Annotated in this window: 21 protein-coding genes; 7 read left to right on the top strand and 14 right to left on the bottom strand. The window is 62.0% G+C overall.

All coding sequences use genetic code 11. The annotated features are described in order from the left end of the window. The first annotated feature begins 138 nt into the window (after window positions 1-138). Complete coding sequence (locus AADH44_RS00785; protein WP_341953485.1) at window positions 139-582, top strand: hypothetical protein; 444 nt, start codon at window positions 139-141, stop codon at window positions 580-582. Here the strand turns inward: AADH44_RS00785 and mnhG are convergent. The 10 genes from mnhG to AADH44_RS00735 all read right to left on the bottom strand — a co-directional run bounded on the left by mnhG (window position 579) and on the right by AADH44_RS00735 (window position 9,804). Then, window positions 579-1,019, bottom strand: coding sequence for a monovalent cation/H(+) antiporter subunit G (mnhG, locus tag AADH44_RS00780; RefSeq protein ID WP_341953484.1), 441 nt, complete (start codon window positions 1,017-1,019; stop codon window positions 579-581). The two genes, AADH44_RS00785 and mnhG, sit on opposite strands and share 4 nt — an antisense overlap. Continuing rightward, a complete protein-coding gene (locus tag AADH44_RS00775; protein ID WP_341953482.1) occupies window positions 1,009-1,356 on the bottom strand; it encodes a monovalent cation/H+ antiporter complex subunit F in 348 nt (115 codons plus the stop codon). Before AADH44_RS00775 ends, mnhG begins: the two co-directional genes overlap by 11 nt. Beyond that, window positions 1,353-2,048 carry a Na+/H+ antiporter subunit E gene (locus AADH44_RS00770; RefSeq protein ID WP_341953481.1) on the bottom strand — a complete coding sequence of 232 codons (696 nt, stop codon included), beginning with the start codon at window positions 2,046-2,048 and terminating at the stop codon, window positions 1,353-1,355. Before AADH44_RS00770 ends, AADH44_RS00775 begins: the two co-directional genes overlap by 4 nt. Beyond that, window positions 2,041-3,603 (bottom strand): Na+/H+ antiporter subunit D, encoded by a 1,563-nt coding sequence (locus AADH44_RS00765; protein ID WP_341953480.1) that lies wholly within the window; start codon window positions 3,601-3,603, stop codon window positions 2,041-2,043. The genes AADH44_RS00770 and AADH44_RS00765 overlap by 8 nt, the downstream gene beginning before the upstream one ends. Further along, window positions 3,600-4,142, bottom strand: a complete 543-nt coding sequence (locus AADH44_RS00760; protein ID WP_341953479.1) for a Na(+)/H(+) antiporter subunit C — start codon at window positions 4,140-4,142, stop codon at window positions 3,600-3,602. The genes AADH44_RS00765 and AADH44_RS00760 overlap by 4 nt, the downstream gene beginning before the upstream one ends. Next, window positions 4,139-7,060 (bottom strand): Na+/H+ antiporter subunit A, encoded by a 2,922-nt coding sequence (locus tag AADH44_RS00755; RefSeq protein ID WP_341953478.1) that lies wholly within the window; start codon window positions 7,058-7,060, stop codon window positions 4,139-4,141. Before AADH44_RS00755 ends, AADH44_RS00760 begins: the two co-directional genes overlap by 4 nt. A gap of 98 nt (window positions 7,061-7,158) precedes the next feature. Next, a complete protein-coding gene (locus tag AADH44_RS00750) occupies window positions 7,159-8,241 on the bottom strand; it encodes an NAD(P)-dependent alcohol dehydrogenase (protein ID WP_341953476.1) in 1,083 nt (360 codons plus the stop codon). Next, the gene (locus AADH44_RS00745) at window positions 8,238-8,459 is read right to left on the bottom strand and encodes a helix-turn-helix transcriptional regulator (protein WP_341953474.1); all 222 of its coding nucleotides are present in this window, start codon (window positions 8,457-8,459) and stop codon (window positions 8,238-8,240) included. Before AADH44_RS00745 ends, AADH44_RS00750 begins: the two co-directional genes overlap by 4 nt. After that, complete coding sequence (locus AADH44_RS00740; protein WP_341953472.1) at window positions 8,459-8,893, bottom strand: hypothetical protein; 435 nt, start codon at window positions 8,891-8,893, stop codon at window positions 8,459-8,461. Before AADH44_RS00740 ends, AADH44_RS00745 begins: the two co-directional genes overlap by 1 nt. A gap of 194 nt (window positions 8,894-9,087) precedes the next feature. Then, the gene (locus tag AADH44_RS00735) at window positions 9,088-9,804 is read right to left on the bottom strand and encodes a metalloregulator ArsR/SmtB family transcription factor (RefSeq protein WP_341953471.1); all 717 of its coding nucleotides are present in this window, start codon (window positions 9,802-9,804) and stop codon (window positions 9,088-9,090) included. Window positions 9,805-9,896: 92 nt separating this feature from the next. On the opposite strand from AADH44_RS00735, the gene AADH44_RS00730 reads away from it, so the two are divergent. Continuing rightward, the gene (locus AADH44_RS00730) at window positions 9,897-10,058 is read left to right on the top strand and encodes a hypothetical protein (protein ID WP_341953470.1); all 162 of its coding nucleotides are present in this window, start codon (window positions 9,897-9,899) and stop codon (window positions 10,056-10,058) included. Next, a complete protein-coding gene (locus AADH44_RS00725) occupies window positions 10,055-11,350 on the top strand; it encodes an MFS transporter (protein WP_341953469.1) in 1,296 nt (431 codons plus the stop codon). The genes AADH44_RS00730 and AADH44_RS00725 overlap by 4 nt, the downstream gene beginning before the upstream one ends. 96 nt (window positions 11,351-11,446) lie before the next feature. On the opposite strand, the gene AADH44_RS00720 is transcribed toward AADH44_RS00725, so the two are convergent. From AADH44_RS00720 to AADH44_RS00710, 3 genes are read right to left on the bottom strand one after another with little or no spacing between them, the layout of a single operon-like run. Continuing rightward, entirely contained in the window at window positions 11,447-12,307 is an 861-nt protein-coding gene (locus tag AADH44_RS00720; protein ID WP_341953467.1) for an SDR family oxidoreductase, read from the bottom strand. Continuing rightward, on the bottom strand, window positions 12,304-12,750 hold the full coding sequence (locus tag AADH44_RS00715; protein ID WP_341953466.1) for a MarR family transcriptional regulator: 447 nt from the start codon (window positions 12,748-12,750) through the stop codon (window positions 12,304-12,306). Before AADH44_RS00715 ends, AADH44_RS00720 begins: the two co-directional genes overlap by 4 nt. Then, window positions 12,747-13,388, bottom strand: a complete 642-nt coding sequence (locus AADH44_RS00710; protein ID WP_341953464.1) for an NAD(P)H-binding protein — start codon at window positions 13,386-13,388, stop codon at window positions 12,747-12,749. The genes AADH44_RS00715 and AADH44_RS00710 overlap by 4 nt, the downstream gene beginning before the upstream one ends. 86 nt (window positions 13,389-13,474) lie before the next feature. On the opposite strand from AADH44_RS00710, the gene AADH44_RS00705 reads away from it, so the two are divergent. Beyond that, on the top strand, window positions 13,475-13,915 hold the full coding sequence (locus tag AADH44_RS00705) for a nitroreductase/quinone reductase family protein (RefSeq protein ID WP_341953462.1): 441 nt from the start codon (window positions 13,475-13,477) through the stop codon (window positions 13,913-13,915). Window positions 13,916-13,988: 73 nt separating this feature from the next. Here AADH44_RS00705 and ddaH read toward each other — a convergent pair whose 3' ends face one another. Beyond that, window positions 13,989-14,825, bottom strand: a complete 837-nt coding sequence (ddaH, locus tag AADH44_RS00700; RefSeq protein ID WP_341953460.1) for a dimethylargininase — start codon at window positions 14,823-14,825, stop codon at window positions 13,989-13,991. A 103-nt stretch (window positions 14,826-14,928) separates the two neighbouring features. Between ddaH and AADH44_RS00695 the strand changes: the two genes are divergently transcribed. From AADH44_RS00695 to AADH44_RS00685, 3 genes are all read left to right on the top strand, one after another. Then, window positions 14,929-15,366 carry an Lrp/AsnC family transcriptional regulator gene (locus AADH44_RS00695; protein ID WP_341953458.1) on the top strand — a complete coding sequence of 146 codons (438 nt, stop codon included), beginning with the start codon at window positions 14,929-14,931 and terminating at the stop codon, window positions 15,364-15,366. A 210-nt stretch (window positions 15,367-15,576) separates the two neighbouring features. Then, on the top strand, window positions 15,577-16,821 hold the full coding sequence (locus AADH44_RS00690; RefSeq protein WP_341953457.1) for an ABC transporter ATP-binding protein: 1,245 nt from the start codon (window positions 15,577-15,579) through the stop codon (window positions 16,819-16,821). A 13-nt stretch (window positions 16,822-16,834) separates the two neighbouring features. Next, entirely contained in the window at window positions 16,835-18,016 is a 1,182-nt protein-coding gene (locus AADH44_RS00685; RefSeq protein WP_341953455.1) for a spermidine/putrescine ABC transporter substrate-binding protein, read from the top strand. Window positions 18,017-18,029 lie beyond the last annotated feature (13 nt).

Genomic DNA, 18,029 nt, shown 5'->3' with positions numbered 1-18,029 from the left:
TCCGAAATGGGTGAACCCTCATCGTACCGAGCAGCGTGGGGGTCTGGGCTGAGAAGACGCCCAAACTTGCTGCCCAATGAAAGAAATTTTTGGGAGAATGCACAAACGGGTCGCCCCCTAACTGACAAGGACATCGCCATGACTGCCACACCATCCGTCGACGACGCCCACCGCCGACCCGACGAAACGTCTGACACCACCATTGAGGCTCTCGGCAAGCTGTCCGAAGCGCTCGAGGTCGTTGAGAACGCACGCGGACTGCTGTACTCGTTTCACCGGCTCTCAGGAAAAGCTGACCTCGCTCTCGGCGAAGCTGTTGACCTCATGCGCGATGCCGGTCACACCGAAATTGCTGATCGGCTCGAAAAGGTGATGGTCGGCCGCAACGTGATCGAGGGGCGGTGGACATTCCAAATTGTTGAGGACTACGACACCAACTACTACTCCACGTTTGTTGATGAGGAAAAGAAGGCCCGCGAAGAACTAGTCGACGGCAAGAAACACATCTTCGAAGCCGAAATGAAAGAAGCGCGCCGCACCCACGGGATGCGCCACCACGAGGCCGTACCTCACGAATCCTAGGAGGCAGGCTGTGGCGGTTGTGGCGGTTGTGGCGGTTGTGGCGGTTGTGGCGGCCGTGTCGGCTCCTTCTCGCTTGATGCCCTTTCTTCGTTCGCGTGCTCGATCGCGTCGTCGAGGTCGTCCTCGTAGATCAGGTCCTTCCTGAAGTTGCCCATGCGGTAGGCAGCTCGCGCAACGATATGTGCCGAGATGGGCGCTGTGAGCATCTGGAAGACGAAAACGGGGATCAGCACCAGCATCATCGACCAGCTGCGCGCTGACAGCGCGAGCGCGATGAGCACAAGAACGAGGCCGAGCACCTGCGGTTTGGTTGAGGCGTGCAGCCGGCTCGGGGCATCAGGGAACCGCACGAGCCCGACACCGGCAGCGAGGGTCAGGATGCCGCCAAGCACGAGCAAGACTGCGGCGATGAGGTCGGGGATGGTGTCAGTCGTCAACGGGTGCCTCCCCCTGTGGAGCCGCAGACGGGGTGGTCCCGATCGCATTCGCAGCATTCTGTACCGGTGGATCGCTGGCATCCTGCTTCGAGACATAGCGGGAGACCGCGATCGTGGCGAAAATTGCGGTCGCGGCGAGTGCGAGCATGAGCGGGATGGTGCGCGTGTGTCCGTTGATCACCATGTCGGTGCCGACCGCTAGCATGAGGGTCGTCAACAGAACATCAGACGCGATCATGCGGTCGAGGATGGTCGGCCCCCGAAGCAGACGGTAGAGGGTGAGCAGGGCGCCAACGGCCAATAGCGCCACAGCGGCCACATGAAGTACCGGGATCATCGCGGTCGGTCCTCTCGCTCGTTCGACATGCGGGAGCTCGGCGCGCGCTCGTCATACCGCGAGGCGAGCATCCTGCAATTGGCGACATCCTCCGGGGATCCGAGCGCCCGCACGAGGGAACGCTCGAACGAGTGCACGGAGCGTCGCAGTGCGTTCACCGCCACCTCATCCGTGGTGTTGAGGGCATGCAAGTACAGGACGGAATTCTGACGATCCACCTCGAGAACTAACGAACCAGGGATAAGCGTGACCGAGATCGCCGTAAGGGCCATGATGATGTCGGAGCGTGTCACCAGTTGCACCGCAATGATCGAGTTGCCCTTAACCCCCTTCGGGGAGAAGGCCTGCCACGCGACGTTCACGGAACCGGCCACAAGTGCGCCCAAGAACCGGATCAGGTAGACAGTGAACCAGAACGGGTTGAAGCGACCGGAGAGTTGCACGGGCGGCAGATAGAGGGCGCTCGTTACCGCGAGTGCGATTGCCACCCCGCTCGTGACGCTGAGTACGCTGACGGTCCCCCACAGCAGCATCCATAACGCAACAAGGAGGAAGATAAGCGGGAGCTGCTGCCAGATACGCCAGCGAAGCTCGCGCCGGGTCAGCGGATCGCTCGTCTCGGGTGGCTCGATTCCGCGCGTGTCACTGCCGTCGGGACGGTTACCGGGGTTGGTGGGGGCAGAATCAGTCATCGACACCACCGGGGAATACGATGCCGACATACGTGCGCGGTCCTTGCAGGTTCTGGCCCGCACGGTCGCTATAGCCGTATAGCGGGCCTGCGAAAACGGTGAGTGCGAGGCTGACCAGCACCATGATCCCGGTCGCCACCACCATTAGATTTGGCGCTCGTCTGGCGGCGCGCACCCTTGTGAAACCCGGTGCTTCGGAGACGTTCTCGAGCAGCGGTGATTCGTATCCCTGAACGTCTTTCGCTGGCCTCCAAAAGGCCATGTTCCACACACGCGCGAGGGCATAAAGCGTGAGGAGGGAGACTAGCGCCCCTGCCCCAATGAGCACATAACCGAGAGGCGTGCCCTGCTGTGCAGTCGCCTCGAAGAGCCCGAGCTTGCCAATGAATCCGGAGAAGGGCGGGATGCCCCCGAGGTTGAGCGCAGGAAGGAGGAACAGCACAGCCACTAGCGGCGCGGCCTTCAGCAGACCACCCAACTTCGTGATGGAGGTGGTGCCACCGATGCGTTCAATGAGTCCAGCACCGAGGAACAGGGTCGTCTGCACGATGATGTGGTGCACGATGTAGTAGATCGCCGCCGCTGTACCCGCCGCAGTGCCCAGCGATATCCCGAGGATCATGTACCCGATGTGGCTGACGAGGGTGAACGAGAGCAGCCGTTTGATGTCTGCCTGCGCGACCGCGCCGAGCACGCCAATGACCATGGTGAGGAGCGCGACCACCATGAGCGCGGTGTTGAGTTCTGGGCCGGGGAAGATGATCGTCTCGGTGCGGATGATCGCATACACGCCGACCTTCGTCAGGAGCCCCGCGAACACAGCGGTGACCGGTGCCGGTGCCGTCGGGTAAGAGTCAGGTAGCCAGAATGACAGCGGGAAGATGGCCGCTTTGATACCAAAAGCGATCAGGAGCATCACGTGCAGCACGATCTGCACGTCGAGCGGGATCAGCTCCATGCGCAGTGAGATCTGCGCGATATTGACGGTGCCTACCGCACCGTAAATCATCGCGATGGCGGCGAGGAAGAAGAGCGACGACACGAGGCTGACCACGACATAAGTGGTTCCTGCGCGGATGCGCTCCTGCGTGCCTCCGAGAGTGATGAGCACATAGCTGGCTACCAGGAGGATCTCGAAGCCGACGTACAGGTTGAAAAGATCTCCCGCGATGAACGCGTTGAAGACTCCGGTCGCAAGAATCAGGTAGGTCGGATAGTAGATCGACACGGGAGTCTCATTGTCTGGATCGGCGAGACCCTGACCGAGAGAGAATACGAGCACGGCGAGGAGCACGATCGCCGAGACGACGACCATGAGCGCCGAAAGTCGGTCAACGACGAGCACGATGCCGAAGGGGGCAGCCCAGCCCCCGACCTCCATCGCGAGCGAACTTTCGGCATCCACGACCGAGATGAGTACCGCGCCTATAGCAAGAACAACGATGAGGGCGCCAATAGCGATGACACGCTGTGCCTTGGGTCGCTTGCCGAGGATTAGAGTCAGCGCGGCACCCACGAGCGGGATCAAGACGACGAGGGGAACGAGTATGTTCATGCGTCACCCCGGTCTGTGCTGATCGTCGATTGTTCTGTCTCGTCGGCTGCTGCCTGTTCGTCCGCTTCTTCGAGCTCGCGCAGCTCTGCGCCATCGCCATCGCCATCGCCATCGCCATCGCCATCGCCATCGACGAAGTCACTATCTGAGCTGGCGTCTACCGGATTCTCACCCGGCACGCCGAGGCTGCTGCGAAGCGCAATATCGTCCTCGTCATCTTGGAGGGTGTCGCCCTGCGCGAGTCGCCAGGCCCGGTAAATGAGCGCCAGCAGAAACGCCGACACACCGAAGGTGATGACGATGGCGGTGAGGATCAGGGCCTGAGGCAGGGGGTCAGTCATGTCTTCGGCGGGAACACCTCCGGCAACGATCGGTGCGGTTCCGGCCTTGCCCGCCATGATGAGCAGAAGCAGGTTGGTGGCATTGCCGACGAGCAGGAAGCCGAGCAGCACCCTCGTTACGCTGCGCTCGAGCATGAGAGAGATGCCGCAGGCGTAAAGCACGGCCATGACGATGATCGGAATCAGTGCGATAGTCACGAGGGCGCCCCCTCTGCATCGACGTTTGGCTTCGTGGTGGTGCCCACATCATCTTCTTCATACTGCCGGTCAACTTCTGCCCCGAGGCTGCGCAGCACGTCGAGCACGAGCCCGATGACGACAAGGTACACACCGATGTCGAAGATGGTGGATGTCACGAACTCAATGTGGCCGAAGATGCCGAATTCACCCTCGAACAGAGTCGAGGCGAGCGCGTCACGACCGAAGAACAGTGGGGCTATCGCTGTTCCGACGGCGAGAACCAGTCCGGCACCAAGAACCTTGCCAGCATCCACCGGTGCCGCCGCACCCAGTTCGTGTCTCCCCCCGGCGAGGAATCGCGCCACGAGCGCCATTCCCGCGACGATCCCGCCGGCGAACCCGCCCCCGGGCGCGTTGTGACCAGCAAGCAGCAGATATAGAGAGAGAACGATGATGGGGTGGAAGAGCAGTCGCACGACCACCTCAAGGAGAATGGAGTGGTTGCGCTCGGCAAGCGCCTGGCCGGCAAGCAACCACGACCCGCGGTCATCGTTGCTCGGATCGCTCGCGTTTCGCAGTGTGGCGCGGCCAGCTAGCTGAGCGTCACGTCGGCCGACTTTCGGGAGATTGTCGACCCCTCGACCGCTGATAAATACGAGGCTCGCCACACCCGTCGCGGCGGCGATGATGACGGAAAGCTCTCCCATCGTGTCCCACCCACGGATGTCGACGAGTGCGACGTTGACAACGTTGCGGCCGTGGCCCTGGTCAAACGCAAGTGCCGGCCATTCGATCGAAATGGGAAGCTGCGTTCGCGCCCCGGTGGCGACGAACGCGACGACGGCCATAATCGTTCCGACGGCGATACCGATCGCTACCCGGAGCACGCGTTTCACAGAACCGTGAGCTGTGCCGAGTCTGGCCGGCAGTCGCCGTAGAACGAGGACGAAAGCGATGAGGGTGACGATTTCAACGAGCACCTGGGTGAGCGCGAGGTCGGGGGCACCCTGCAGGGCGAAGAGCGCTGACATCCCCATCCCGGTCACTCCGACAAGCACCGCCGCCTGGAACCGTTTCGTCGCTCGCGTCACGGCAATTGCTGCGATCACCATGATGAGACCGATGATGGCCTGCACGGGGTAATCCCAGAGTCGAAAGGAGCCGGTCCACGTGCGGTTGAAGACGAGCGAAGCGCCAACGGCGAGCACAAATACGGTCAGGATGACGCCCAGGTAGAACGGCAAGGATCCTCGCTGAGTGAGCGCTGTCGTGCGCGCCGCCGTGCGATCGATCCGGCGCATAACGGCGCCGTAGCCGTCGGCTGCCGAGTACCCGATTGCGACACGCTGCTGCAGGTGAGCGACTCGGCGGCGGGCGAAGAACAGCACTGCACCGGCAACTAGGGTGAATGCCGAGAAGGCGAGAGCCGGCTCAAACCCGTGCCAGAGAGCGAGATGATAGGTCTCGGCACCTCCCGCTGCCGGATCGGTGGCGAACAGCGCAGGGTAGCCCGCGATGAAGTGGTCGACGACGGGTGCCGCGAGCCCCAGCACGAGCCCAGTCAGCGCGAGTATGACGGGTGCACCCCAGAACAGCGGCCGCTCTTGGACTGGTCCGATTCGCTCGATACCTGGTTTGGTGGCGAAGGCGCCCCACATAAACCGGGCGCAATACGCCACGGTCAGCACCGACGCGAGCACGACACCAATGAGCGCTATCCACCCGAGGGCGGCACCGCTCTCGGCATCGGTGAGGAGAGCCGTGAATGCGGCCTCTTTCGCGACGTAACCGATCGTCGGCGGAAGCCCGATCATTGATGCGAGTGCGAGTGCGCTTACGACGGCGAGAACGGGGGCACGCCGACCGAGGCCAGAGAGCTTGCGCAGGTCGCGGGTTCCGGTGCGGTGGTCGATGATCCCAATGACGAGGAACAGGGTGGATTTGTAAAGCGCATGGGCGAGGAGAAGGGCGATGCCGGCGAGAGCGGCATCCTGTGTTCCGTACCCGACGATGACGAAAAGGAACCCTAGCTGGCTAACGGTGCTCCAGGCGAGGACGAGTTTGAGGTCGTTCTGCTTGAGCGCATTCCACCCACCAAGCAGCATTGTCGTCAGGCCGAGCACGACGACGACTTCGCGCCACCCGGGTGTGTCTGCGAATCCTGGGGCGAACCGCGCGACCAGGTAGATACCCGCCTTGACCATGGCCGCAGCGTGCAGGTAGGCGCTCACGGGGGTCGGTGCGGCCATCGCTGCCGGCAGCCAGAACTGGAACGGCACTATGGCCGATTTGGATGCTGCGCCCACGAGCACAAGCATGATCGCGACAATGGCGATGGTGTCTGACGGGCGCTCAGCGATGATCCCGGAAAGGCTGGACGTGCCAGTCTCGACCGAGAGCAGCACGAGACCAACGAGCATGACGAGCCCACCGAGGGTGGTGACCAGCAGTGCCTGCAGGGCCGCCCCCCTACTGGCTTTCTTGCCGGTGTAGTGGCCGATCAGCAGGTAGGAGAGCACGCTCGTCGCCTCCCAGAAGACGAAAAGCAGGTACACGTCGTCGGCAAGCACCAGACCGTACATCGCACCGGCGAACGCGAGCAGCAAGCCCGCAAATCGGCCGAGGGCGACTTCGTCGTTTTCGAAGTACCGCGCGCAGTAGATGAGCACGAGGGCGCCGACTCCGGTTACGACGAGGGTGAGCAGCCACGAGAGCGTATCCATCCGCACCGAGATCGAGAGGCCGAGTTCGGGGATCCAGTCAACGTTTTGCGCGATCGTTGCGCCGGCAACAACGCGTGGCCCGTCTAGGAGCGCTGCAATGAAGGCTGCGAGCGGCACGAGCGCTGCGACGAAGAACACCTGGCGACCGAGCCATCGCGTGAGGGTCGGCATGAGGACCGCCCCGGCACCAAATGCTGCGAGGAGAGCGAGCATCGGGCCTCCACGGCAGTGATCGGTTGTTCAGGACGGCTCCGGCGGCGGAGCAACCGGGCGAGCATCGGAGGCAACAACCCACGTTGCCCACGCCTATTCTAATGGGGAGGATGGGCAGATTGGCTGGCTCTCGCAGCGGTTACGATCACTTTGCCGAGGGTGCGACCGGCGTCAACGTGCGTGAGCGCGGCATCCGCTTGGGCAAGCGACCAGGTACGTTCAATCACGGGCACGAGTGTGCCGTCGGCGGCAAGCGCAACCAGCTGATTCAGAATCGGCGGCTTGGCTACCGCCGCAAGTGCACGGAACCGCCGCTTCGACCCGATCGACAGCACGGATGCCGCCAGCAGTCGCCCGATTGGCCCCAGCACACGGTTCCCTTCGCCCGATACCAGCACCACCGATCCCCCCGAGCGCACAAGAGCTCGCAGTTGCCGCAGTGGCGCCGTGCCCGCAATATCGATCACTGAGTCGAATCCACCCCCGGTTTCCTCCACTGAAAGCTCGGGATCGCCAGGCTGCACTTGGCGGTAGTCATAGGTGCGCTGGGCTCCAATGCTCTCGACGAGGGCGCGGCTTCGCTGACCGCAGAGAGCCCATACTTCGGCACCACGCAGGGTGGCGAGTTGCACCGCCATCGTGCCAACGCCGCCGGATGCACCAATCACGAGCACCCGCTGACCCTCCGCCACTGCGGCGAGATCAAGGGCCTGCCACGCGGTGCCACCGGCCATGGGTAGCGCTGCGGCAATCGCGGGGTCGAGTGGGGCAAGACGGTGAACAAGCCGCGACGTTGGCGCGGTCGCGTACTCGGCGAGACCGCCGCCGTTGATCTCGCCGACTACTTCATCGCCGACACGGAACTCGGTTACACCAGCGCCCAGACGAATAATTGTTGCGGCGACATCGTGCCCCCGCACCGACTGCCGTGGGCGCCGCACCCCGAACGCCGCCCGAAGGAGCAATGGTTCGCCGCGCATCACTCGCACATCTGCAGAATTCAGCGCGGTCGCTCGAACCTGCAACAGCACCTCCCCCGATCCCGGTGTCGGAACCGGCAGCTCACCCGACTGCACCGCTTCGGGCCCGCCATAGCTGCTCTGACTCCAGGCGCGCATCGTGGTCGGCACCGCTGGTGTCTTTTCTTGGCCGCTCAGGTTGGCGGCAGCATCCGCGGTCATTTCTGCTCCTCGGGGTAGTGGAAAACGGCGTCAAGGCCTGTGCCGAAGACGCGAGAGATCTGAAACGCCAGCTCGAGCGTTGGCGAGTATTTGCCCTGCTCGATGGCGATAAGTGTTTGGCGGGTCACTCCGATGTGGAGGGCAAGCTCAGCCTGGGTCAGCCCCGCCTCGTCACGGAGCGCGCGGATGTTGTTAGTAACTCGAGTGGGTTTAACCATCAGACGAGCCCCCGACGGTAGGCAATCACTGAGGCGATGCCCCCGATGAAGGCGGATGTCGCGAAGGCAAAGAACATGGTGTTGGCGATCCAAAACCAGTCGGCTTCAAACGCGCAGAGCACAAGCACACCGAGCCCGCCGATCACGAGAAAGGCTTGGCCAACCCGATCGCTCATTCGGGATATATCGCGATCGCGCTGATCAGATTTGCCCACCCCGTCGGCGTCGCCTAGTCCGGCAATGATCCCCCACAGAACGCTCACCACGATTGTGGCCACAATGCTGATGCCGATTGTCCAGACCATGATGGGCCACCACACCACTTCATCGAGCGGGCCCCCTGCTGCCTGTTGTAGCACCACACTGACGTACACCGTCATCGCGATCAGCGTCACGATTAGGCCCGACCACACGTTGCGCTCTTCGTAGACCACAACAACCTCCTATGTAAAGAATTATTTACATAGAGAGTAGACGGTGCTGCCACAGAATGTCAAGAATCTTTTACACACTAGGCGCGGCGTAAGTTCAGGAGTCGATCACGACTGCGCAATCCGGCGACGCCGTGATCGACTCAGCGAGGGCTTCCATGGTTCGCGTCATTAAAGGCGCTGACAAAGAGAGCTGATCAGTGCTTGACCGCGGCCAGGCTCTTATCGGTCGGCAGTTCCGCCAGGCGCCATTCGAGCATGCCCTCGGCCATCCGGCGCGCCGGGCGGCCGCCCCTGCGCAGCAGGTCCACGGCCTCATAGGCGAGCACGCAGTACGCGCCGCGGCAGTAGGCGACAATTTCACGCCCGGGGGGCAACTCGCTGATCCGCTCGGCAAGCTGTTCCAACGGGATCGAGACAGCGCCGGGAATGTGCGCCGCGCGGTACTCTTCCGGGGGACGGACATCCAGCACTGTCACGGTGCCGGCGGCGGCACGGGCCAGAAGTTCTTCGCGGGTCATTTCGCGAGCCACCTCATCCAGATCCGCTTCCGCGGCGCGTCCGGCACTGAGGTAGTCATTGCCCCGCTCTTCCATTTCGACCACCCGTTCCCTTGCCACTGTGCGGACCAAGTCATACAGGCGGAGGATGTCATCCCCCGCTAGGTCGTAGTAGATCCGGGTGCCCTCCTTGCGGGTAATCACTAGGCCCGCCTGCTTCAGTGCCTGCAGGTGGGCTGAAGCAGTGCTCAGGCCCAGACCTGCGGCGGCAGCGAGGTTTTCGACACTGCGCTCCCCTTGGGAGAGGAGGTCGATCAGCTCGAGGCGTTTGCCGTTACCCATCGCCTTGCCTACTCGCGCGAACTGATCGAAGAGTGCAGCTTTCTTGGCCCGATCACCCACCACATCCTCCACAGTTCCATGTAATACTGGAATAGATATTCCATATTTATCTAGAATATCAGCGTACCGCTGTCCGGCGGTCCACCCCGAAGGAGTATCCGTCTGTGGTCAAACTTGATCTGACTCCAGCCACCGGCGCGGTACAGGGCAACCCGACCTGTCTCCTCGGGGTCAGCATGGTCTGGGAGTCCGCCAAAGTTGGCTTCGACCCCCGCACCGGTGAACGGATCAGCACCACCAGCAAATCTCTGGAGACAAGCCGATGAACGCCAGATCAACCCACCGGACGGGCCGAGAAGAGTCCAAGCTGGGAATAACGCTCGGGCTGCGCCAGAACCTCGCCCAGTTCATTCTCCTCGTTGCAGTCAATGCGCTGGTCGGCGGGACCTTGGGCCAGGAACGCACCGTGCTGCCGCTGCTGGCCCAGAAGGTCTTCCACCTAGATCTCTACACGTCCGCGCTGACCTACATCTTGGCGTTCGGGTTGGCAAAAGCCGCCACGAACTACTTCGCCGGGACCCTCTCGGACCGGTACGGACGCAAACCCGTACTAGTCGCTGGCTGGCTCATCGCCCTGCCGATCCCGCTGATGCTGATCTTCGGCCCCTCTTGGGGATGGATCGTCGCCGCCAACATCGTCTTGGGCATCAGCCAAGGCCTGACCTGGTCGACCGCCGTGATCATGAAAATGGACCTCGTAGGCCCTTCCCGCCGCGGCCTAGCCATGGGACTGAACGAAGCGGCAGGCTACCTCGGCGTCGCCGCCACAGCCCTGGCCACCGGCTACATCGCCGCAACCTACGGCCTGCGGCCTGGACCGTTCTTACTCGGCGCCGCGTACATCGCCCTCGGCCTGGGTCTCTCCGGGCTCGCCGTCAAGGAAACCCGCCACCATGCCGAGCTCGAAGCCGCCAGCCACGCCTCCGCACACGCCAACGCCCACGCGCAACTGAGCAATCGGGAAATTTTTACCCTGACCAGCTTCCGTGACAAATCCCTCTCCTCCGTAAGCCAAGCCGGCCTGGTCAACAACCTCAACGATGGGCTGGCCTGGGGCCTGTTCCCCATCCTGTTCGCCGCCGCAGGGCTGAACATCGAGAGGATCGGCATCCTCGCTGCGGTCTACCCCGCGGTGTGGGGCGCCGGGCAGCTAGTCACCGGTGCGCTCTCGGACCGGATCGGCCGCAAGCCACTAATCGTCGGCGGCATGCTCATCCAGGCCGCCGCCCTAGGGATGGTCGCCCTCGGCCAGGACTTCGGGATCTGGCTGACCGCCGCCATCCTCCTCGGGGCTGGCACCGCCATGGTCTACCCGACCCTGCTCGCGGCCATCGGCGACGTCGCCCACCCCGTCTGGCGGGCCAGGTCCGTCGGAATCTACCGCCTCTGGCGTGACGGCGGCTTCGCCGTCGGCGCGCTGCTCGCCGGAATCCTCGCGGATGCCTACGGCATCCCTGTCACGGTCGCCGTCGTCGGCGCCCTCACTGCTGCCTCCGGAATTATCGTCGCCGTGCGGATGCGCGGAACCGACCACCAACCGATCCGACACCCCGCATAAACGCCAACCCTTCAGCGTCGTGCGCGCAGGATCCTCGCGCCAAGAGCCACTCCCCCGGCGGGCCGGTCCGCTCCAGGGTGACGGTGCCGCCGCAGGTTATTTCTGCCACGCGCCCTTCTCGCGGGTGGCAAATTCGCGAAAAGTAGTGGCGGGGTGTCCGGTGAGGCGCCGGACTGTTCGGTTGGGGAAGGCAGAGATGTTGAACCGTACGATTCGGTAGATCATCTTCTGCACCGCAATGTAGTCCTCGGGTTTGCCCTGCGTGCGCAGGCGGGAGAGGTATTCGGTTTCGCTGGGTCGCCGGTAGTGGATGCTTCGCCCGAGCACGTCGCTAAGGATGGAAGCGACGTTGCGGTACGTGAGGCTCTGTTCGCCCGAGAGGGTGTACGCCTGTGTGATGTGACCGGGTTCGGTGAGCACGGCGGCGGCAACGCGGCCGATGTCGCGGGCATCAATGAAGGCGGTGAATGAGCGCCCGGCGGGCACGAAGACGTCATCGTCATCACGGATTTCTGCCGCGTGGGTTGTCGACAGGTTTTGCATAAAAAAGTTGGGGCGCAGCGATGTGTATGGTGCACCAGCGCTCTTCAGGTATTGCTCGACGGCGTAATGAGGGGTTTTGCGGTTCTGCTGCACCCCCTGCAACGACAGGAACACAATCTGTTTGATCCCACGACGTTGCGCAGCATCGATGACCGGAAACAGGTACTTCTGCACGTCGGCTATTGCTGGCGGTCGCATCAGGAAGAGTCGGTCGCACCCCTCCAAAGCCTGATCGAGTTCGGATGGCGACATGGAGAAGTCGAAGTGCCGTGCTTTCGCACCCTTACGAAGATGGGCCGCGTCGTCTGCATTCCGCACGGCACCGAGCACGGAGGCTCCTCGTTCGAGCAGAAACTCTGTCACGGCATCACCGACGGTGCCGGTAGCGCCGGTCACGAGAACACTTGTGGTCATTTTTCCGTCTCCATGGTGATTCGATTCATGAGGTCTGCGAGGGTTGTCAGTTCGGCCGCGGATAGGGCTGCAAACCTGGGGCGTAAGCGTTCGGCGGTGGCACCTTCGAAGTGCTCCACCTCGTTGCGGGCGGCGCGGGAAAGCACAATGATGCGCGATCGGGCATCATCAGGGTTGACACGTGTGTCGACGTGCCCATCCGTGCGCAGAGTGTCGATGAGTTGTGTGACAGCGCCGGCAGATACTGCGAGGAGCTCCGCTAGACGTCCCGGGGTTAAGCCGGAGGGTGTTCGGGCGAGGAGGAATAGCGCTGACATTTGCGAGCCGGTCAGTACCCGACCTTCGAAGGGACGCCGCTGCTCCGACGACAGCACTCGACTGAGCGATGCCACACTGCCGAGCACCGCACGCACTGGGTCGACGGGCGCCTCGGCGTCGCTCATCTGGCGCTGACGAACGGCATCTCGTGCACGTACTGGCGATCGTCAATCTGGGTGATGAGAAACTTGGCGAGGTCGTCGCGACTGATCTTTGTGGTGCTGTCTCCACCCACCCAGCCGACGCCGTATGCGCCCGTCCCAGGCTCTTCGGTGAGGCGGGGCCCGCGCACGACCGTCCACTCCATGCCGCTCTGCTTCAGCAGCTCTAAGTGTGCTTCGGCATCCGCGAGCACCTGACCTGACAGCAACTTCAGGAGGCCCCGGATGATGCGATCGGGAAGCTTGGGCTGGTCTTTGCCTTCGGCACGCAAGCCTCCGCCCGAGAGGGTCACGATCCGGGTGATCCCGTGATGCTTCATCGCGTCGAGGATCAGCCGGGTGCCGTCTGCCTGCACGTCATCTGGGGAGCCCTTCACGTGCCCGAAAACGCTGAGCACAGCATCCGCTCCCTCCACCACACGATCGACGGACCGTGCATCGAGCACGTCTCCGTGAATCACGGTGAGTCGGTCGTCGACGACAATGACCTTAGCGGGGTCACGGGCGAGTGCGCGCACAGCGAGCCCCTGCGCTAACGCTTGATCGAGCACACGGCGGCCGGTTTTGCCGGTCGCACCAAATAGGGCAATTGTCGTGGTCATTCGATTACTTTAGCAACTAAACTAAAATCAGTATGGCTGCCGAGAGAACCCGGCGTCTCCACATTGCAACACGAGACAATGCTGAGATGACCCAACGCCAAAAACTCAGCGATGCCGGAATGAAACTGATGAACGGCGCCCACCGCGCAGTGCTCGCCATCTCTGGCGGCCGACTCGGCTGGACTTTGGGCCGGATGCCCACAGTCGAGTTGCACACCACGGGCCGAGTTTCGGGCATCCGGCGTTCGACGCTGCTGACTGCTCCGGTGCACGGCAACCGACGCTGGGTTTTTGTTGCCTCGAAGGGTGGCGACGATCGCGACCCGCAGTGGTACCGCAACCTTGTCGCGAACCCGGATGCAGAAATCACCGTGCGTGGACGCACCCTGAAGGTGCACTCGCGCACAGCAAATGCCGCGGAGAAAGCCGAACTGTGGCCGCAGATCGTCGCCGCTAACGACCGCTACGCCGGGTATCAGCGCAAAACCGCGCGCGATATCCCGGTCATCATCTGCGAAGAGCACTGAGCACCAACCACCAGTGAATGCACGAATGGCCCGCACAACCAGTGCAGGCCATTCGTGCAACTCGGGGCGCTAGTTAGCGGCGCAGCTCCAGGGTGCAGCACTTCACGCCGCCACCACCGAGCAGCAGCTCCGACAGGTCAACGCCAATGGGGTTGTAGCCGCGCTCCTTGAGCTGACGCTCGAAGTCCTTAGCGCGGGCGGCGATCACTACATTGTAGCCATCGCTGTACGAGTTGAGTCCGAGCACTGCCGCATCCTCTTCACTGGCAAGGATGGCGTCGGGATACAGTGCCCGAAGCTTTTCGAGAGAGGGCCCATCAAATGCGCTCTCTAGGTAGGCGATATTGGTTTCATCAAGCTTCGCGATGGCAGTGTCAACGTGATAGAAGCTGGGGTTGATCAGGTTGAGGGAAACAACGTTGCGACCCGAGATCTCTGCGAGCTCTTTGTGGCTTTCGACGGACGTGCGAAAACCCATTCCGGCCAAGATGTTGTCGCCAACAAGGAGGAAGTCGCCCTCTCCCTCATTCACGTTTACGGGATCAGCAACGGTGAAACCGTTCGCAGCGAACCACTCCATGTAGGCGGGGCCTTCAGCCTTACGCTCGTCATAGGTAAAAAGTGCGCCATAGGCTTTGCCGTCGATCACGAATCCGCCGTTTGCGGCGTAGACCATGTCGGGCAAGCCGTCAATAGGATCAATGAGCTGCACATCAAAGCCGAGCTCAATGTAGGTGTCATACAGCGTCTGCCACTGCTTGACAGCCAGGTTGGTGTCTGTGGGGTCGTTGGGGTTCATCCAGGGGTTGATGCGGTAGCTGACCGTAAAGAAGTCGGGACGGCACATCAGCACGGTCTTCGCGGTTGCCTGGCGAGCAGGTGTGGTCGATTGGGTGTCAGTGATCGTCATAGTCCCAGTGTTTCACGCACCTATCCGCAATGTCTCGGTAATGTGCGCACTAATTCAGCGCAAGTGCTCGCCGCTGCACAAGATATCGCCGTAGAGTGAGGGAATGGACAAGCTGGATGCAGGAATCATTGACATGCTCCGCCTCAACGCCCGCGCAGGGTATGGAGATATTGGTGAGTCGGTAGGCCTTTCTGCCTCCGCAGTTAAACGTCGTGTCGATCGACTCGTTGCCAGTGGAGTGATTCGCAGCTTCACCATCCAGGTCGATCCTGCCGTCGACGGCATGGGCACAGAAGCCTACGTCGAGTTGTTCTGCCGCGGCAATGTCGCCCCCAATGAACTCAAACGGATCCTGAGTGCGATTCCCGAAGTGGTGGATGCCGGAACGGTCAGCGGATCAGCCGACGCTGTCGTGCACATGCGTTCTCGCGACATCCACTCACTAGAAATTGCCCTCGAACGCCTGCGCACGGCGACGAACATCGACAACACTCGCAGCTCGATCGTGTTATCGCGCTTGATCCACCGCCGCTACGAATAGAGAGGCTCGGCTCGCGGCTGTTGAGGATTGTGAAGCGACGACGCCAGCGTTGTTTTGCGCAGCCAATCGAGCCTTTCACAACTAATTCCGTTTCGTAACACGAACTTAACCGAGCAAAACATCGCACGCCGTTGCGTATTCCCGCGAAATCCGATTGACTACCAAAACAGTCGTGAATCAGTTTTTACGACCTCGGAGGTGCACGACGACGTGACGATTTCAGCTCAGAACACTAGCCAAGCAAGCCCCGCCGCTGCGGATTCACACTCTGCAGCGACCAGTGCGAGCGAGCCTGAGGGCACCGTCGTCCTCGAGGGAGTGACCAAGAAGTTTGGCGGCGCAATCGCCGTCGACAACATCAGTCTGCATGTGCGGCCAGGGGAGTTCCTGTCTCTGCTCGGGCCATCCGGTTGCGGAAAGACAACAACGCTGCGCATGCTCGCCGGCTTCGAAGAGCCAACTGCGGGCCGCATCCGTATTTCAGGTCAGGATGTTGTCGGCATTCCCCCACACAAACGTGACGTTAATACGGTGTTTCAGGCCTACGCACTGTTCCCCCATATGAGCGTTGCCGAGAATGTCGCCTACGGTCTGCGGCAAAAGGGCACCCCAAAGTCGGAGATTCGTCAGCACGTCATCGAAGCCCTTGAGATGGTGCAGATGGTGTCGTTCGCGGATCGCAAGCCGACCCAGTTGTCTGGTGGCCAGCAGCAGCGCATCGCCTTAGCTCGTGCACTCATCAACCGCCCCTCTGTGCTCCTTCTCGACGAGCCACTCGGGGCACTCGACCGCCAACTTCGCGAAGAGATGCAGATCGAGCTGAAGCTTTTGCAGTCGCGGCTCGGCATCACCTTCATCTTCGTTACTCACGATCAGGGCGAGGCCCTCTCGATGAGTGATCGCATCGCCATCATGCGCAATGGCCGCATCGAACAGTTGGATGACGCGGACGCGATCTATGACAACCCTGCGAGCGCCTATGTTGCGGGCTTCATTGGCCAGCAGAACTTCATCCCTGGCACCGTGACTGCCAACACGAGCGTCATGGAGTCGCGCTTCGGCGTGATTCACGCGGCCGCAGCGCACGCCGATCTCGATGCCGGCTCTGAGGCTCAAGCCGCCGTGCGACCGGAAGCGGTCACGGTTTCTGCGATCACCCCCGCGGCTGCCGAAGCCGCCGAGACTGCGGAGAATGAGATTCTTGGCGAAGTGATCGGTGTCTCGCACCAGGGTGAGACCCTGCAGTTCTTGGTTTCTATTGGCCAAGACCACACTCTCCTCTCTCGCGTTCCGCGGCCCAACGCGCCCCGACTTGCCGACGGCGACAAGGTTGTCTGCTCGTGGGATGCCGCGAGCGTCCACCTTTTCCCGAATGAGCAGGCAACTGAGGCTCAAGCCGACATTGCCCGCGCCGTCTCGAACCCAGCCCCACCCACCAGCTCAATGGCCCTTTAGAAGGAGCAGCCTGATGTCACACGAAAACCCCGTTCGCATTCTCGCCTCGACCTCGGCAACCAAGATGATCAAGTCGGAGTTGAACCGGCGTCGCTTCCTTGCCCTTTCCGGCACTGCTGCCGGAGCCGCACTACTGGCCGCCTGTAGCCCACAGTCTGGTGCTGGCTCCTCACCCCAAGCCACCGGAGGCGCGCTCGAGGGCGGCCTGTCGATCTACAGTTGGGGCGATTACGATGACCCGGATCTGGTTGCCGAGTTCTCGGATGAACTTGGCCCAACAATCACCTTCGACTCATTCGCCTCCAATGAGGAACTGATCTCCAAGCTCATCGCGGCCCGCGGAACCAGTGGCTACGACATCGTTGTACCGACCGGACCGTTCATTCCTCAGATGATCGAAAATGGTCTACTGAGCAAGCTGAACCTTGATCTGATCCCCAATATCGCCGACATGGACCCGGACTTCTTGGGTCGCGACTGGGATCCGAAGAACGAGTACTCCATTTGCAAGGCTTGGGGCACCACCGGATTCGTCTACGACAAAACCAAAATTAGTCGCGAACTCACCAGCTGGGCCGACTTCATCGATGCCGCAAAGAATGAAGCCAGCGGCAGAACCTCCGTACTAGATGACCCGTCACCCCTCCTCGGCATCTACTACTGGGCTAACGGTATCGACTGGACCACCACCGACGAGGCAGATCTTGCCGCGGCGGAAGCGTTCCTCACCACTGAGCTCGCCCCCCACATCTCGGCGTTCGACTCCTACCCGGGTGGCGCCGCAATCCCGCAAGCGCAACAGATCCTTATGCAGTCCTGGAACGGTGACGCACGCATCGGGATCATGGAGAGCGACGAACCTGACCGCTGGCAGTGGGTGCTCGGCTCCCCCGACACCGAACTGTGGATGGACAACTGGGCTATCGCAGAAGGCGCAACTAACCCTGAGGCTGCCCACGCTTTCATCAACTACGTACTCGCCCCCGATGCGGCCCTACGCGAACTCGACTACATCGGTTACCACACCGGTGGCGCTGGCATTGAGGAAGCGGCACGCGCGGCCGACCTGGAAATGCTCGACCTCGTCTTCTTCGATGAGGAACAGATCAAAACCATGCACACCGGCAAGCTCACCGACGCACAGCAGCGCATCGTTGAGATCTGGGACAAGACCAAGGCTGCTGCTGGCGCCTAACCGCCGCAGTCAG

The sequence above is a fragment of the Salinibacterium sp. TMP30 genome (assembly GCF_038397785.1).
In the GTDB taxonomy this organism is placed as follows: Bacteria; Actinomycetota; Actinomycetes; order Actinomycetales; family Microbacteriaceae; genus Rhodoglobus.
Note: the sequence above shows the minus strand (reverse complement) of the source record. Positions and strands in the feature narration are given on the sequence as shown.

Excerpts from the sequence above, each read along its gene's own strand:
- AADH44_RS00770 (WP_341953481.1), bottom strand. The coding sequence starts at position 2,048 with ATGACTGATTCTGCCCCCACCAACCCCGGTAACCGTCCCGACGGCAGT.
- AADH44_RS00755 (WP_341953478.1), bottom strand. The coding sequence starts at position 7,060 with ATGCTCGCTCTCCTCGCAGCATTTGGTGCCGGGGCGGTCCTCATGCCG.
- AADH44_RS00705 (WP_341953462.1), top strand. The coding sequence starts at position 13,475 with ATGACCCAACGCCAAAAACTCAGCGATGCCGGAATGAAACTGATGAAC.
- AADH44_RS00745 (WP_341953474.1), bottom strand. The coding sequence starts at position 8,459 with ATGGTTAAACCCACTCGAGTTACTAACAACATCCGCGCGCTCCGTGAC.
- AADH44_RS00710 (WP_341953464.1), bottom strand. The coding sequence starts at position 13,388 with ATGACCACGACAATTGCCCTATTTGGTGCGACCGGCAAAACCGGCCGC.
- AADH44_RS00750 (WP_341953476.1), bottom strand. The coding sequence starts at position 8,241 with ATGACCGCGGATGCTGCCGCCAACCTGAGCGGCCAAGAAAAGACACCA.
- AADH44_RS00725 (WP_341953469.1), top strand. The coding sequence starts at position 10,055 with ATGAACGCCAGATCAACCCACCGGACGGGCCGAGAAGAGTCCAAGCTG.
- AADH44_RS00775 (WP_341953482.1), bottom strand. The coding sequence starts at position 1,356 with ATGATCCCGGTACTTCATGTGGCCGCTGTGGCGCTATTGGCCGTTGGC.
- AADH44_RS00765 (WP_341953480.1), bottom strand. The coding sequence starts at position 3,603 with ATGAACATACTCGTTCCCCTCGTCGTCTTGATCCCGCTCGTGGGTGCC.
- AADH44_RS00685 (WP_341953455.1), top strand. The coding sequence starts at position 16,835 with ATGTCACACGAAAACCCCGTTCGCATTCTCGCCTCGACCTCGGCAACC.
- AADH44_RS00720 (WP_341953467.1), bottom strand. The coding sequence starts at position 12,307 with ATGACCACAAGTGTTCTCGTGACCGGCGCTACCGGCACCGTCGGTGAT.
- AADH44_RS00785 (WP_341953485.1), top strand. The coding sequence starts at position 139 with ATGACTGCCACACCATCCGTCGACGACGCCCACCGCCGACCCGACGAA.
- ddaH (WP_341953460.1), bottom strand. The coding sequence starts at position 14,825 with ATGACGATCACTGACACCCAATCGACCACACCTGCTCGCCAGGCAACC.
- AADH44_RS00695 (WP_341953458.1), top strand. The coding sequence starts at position 14,929 with ATGGACAAGCTGGATGCAGGAATCATTGACATGCTCCGCCTCAACGCC.
- AADH44_RS00715 (WP_341953466.1), bottom strand. The coding sequence starts at position 12,750 with ATGAGCGACGCCGAGGCGCCCGTCGACCCAGTGCGTGCGGTGCTCGGC.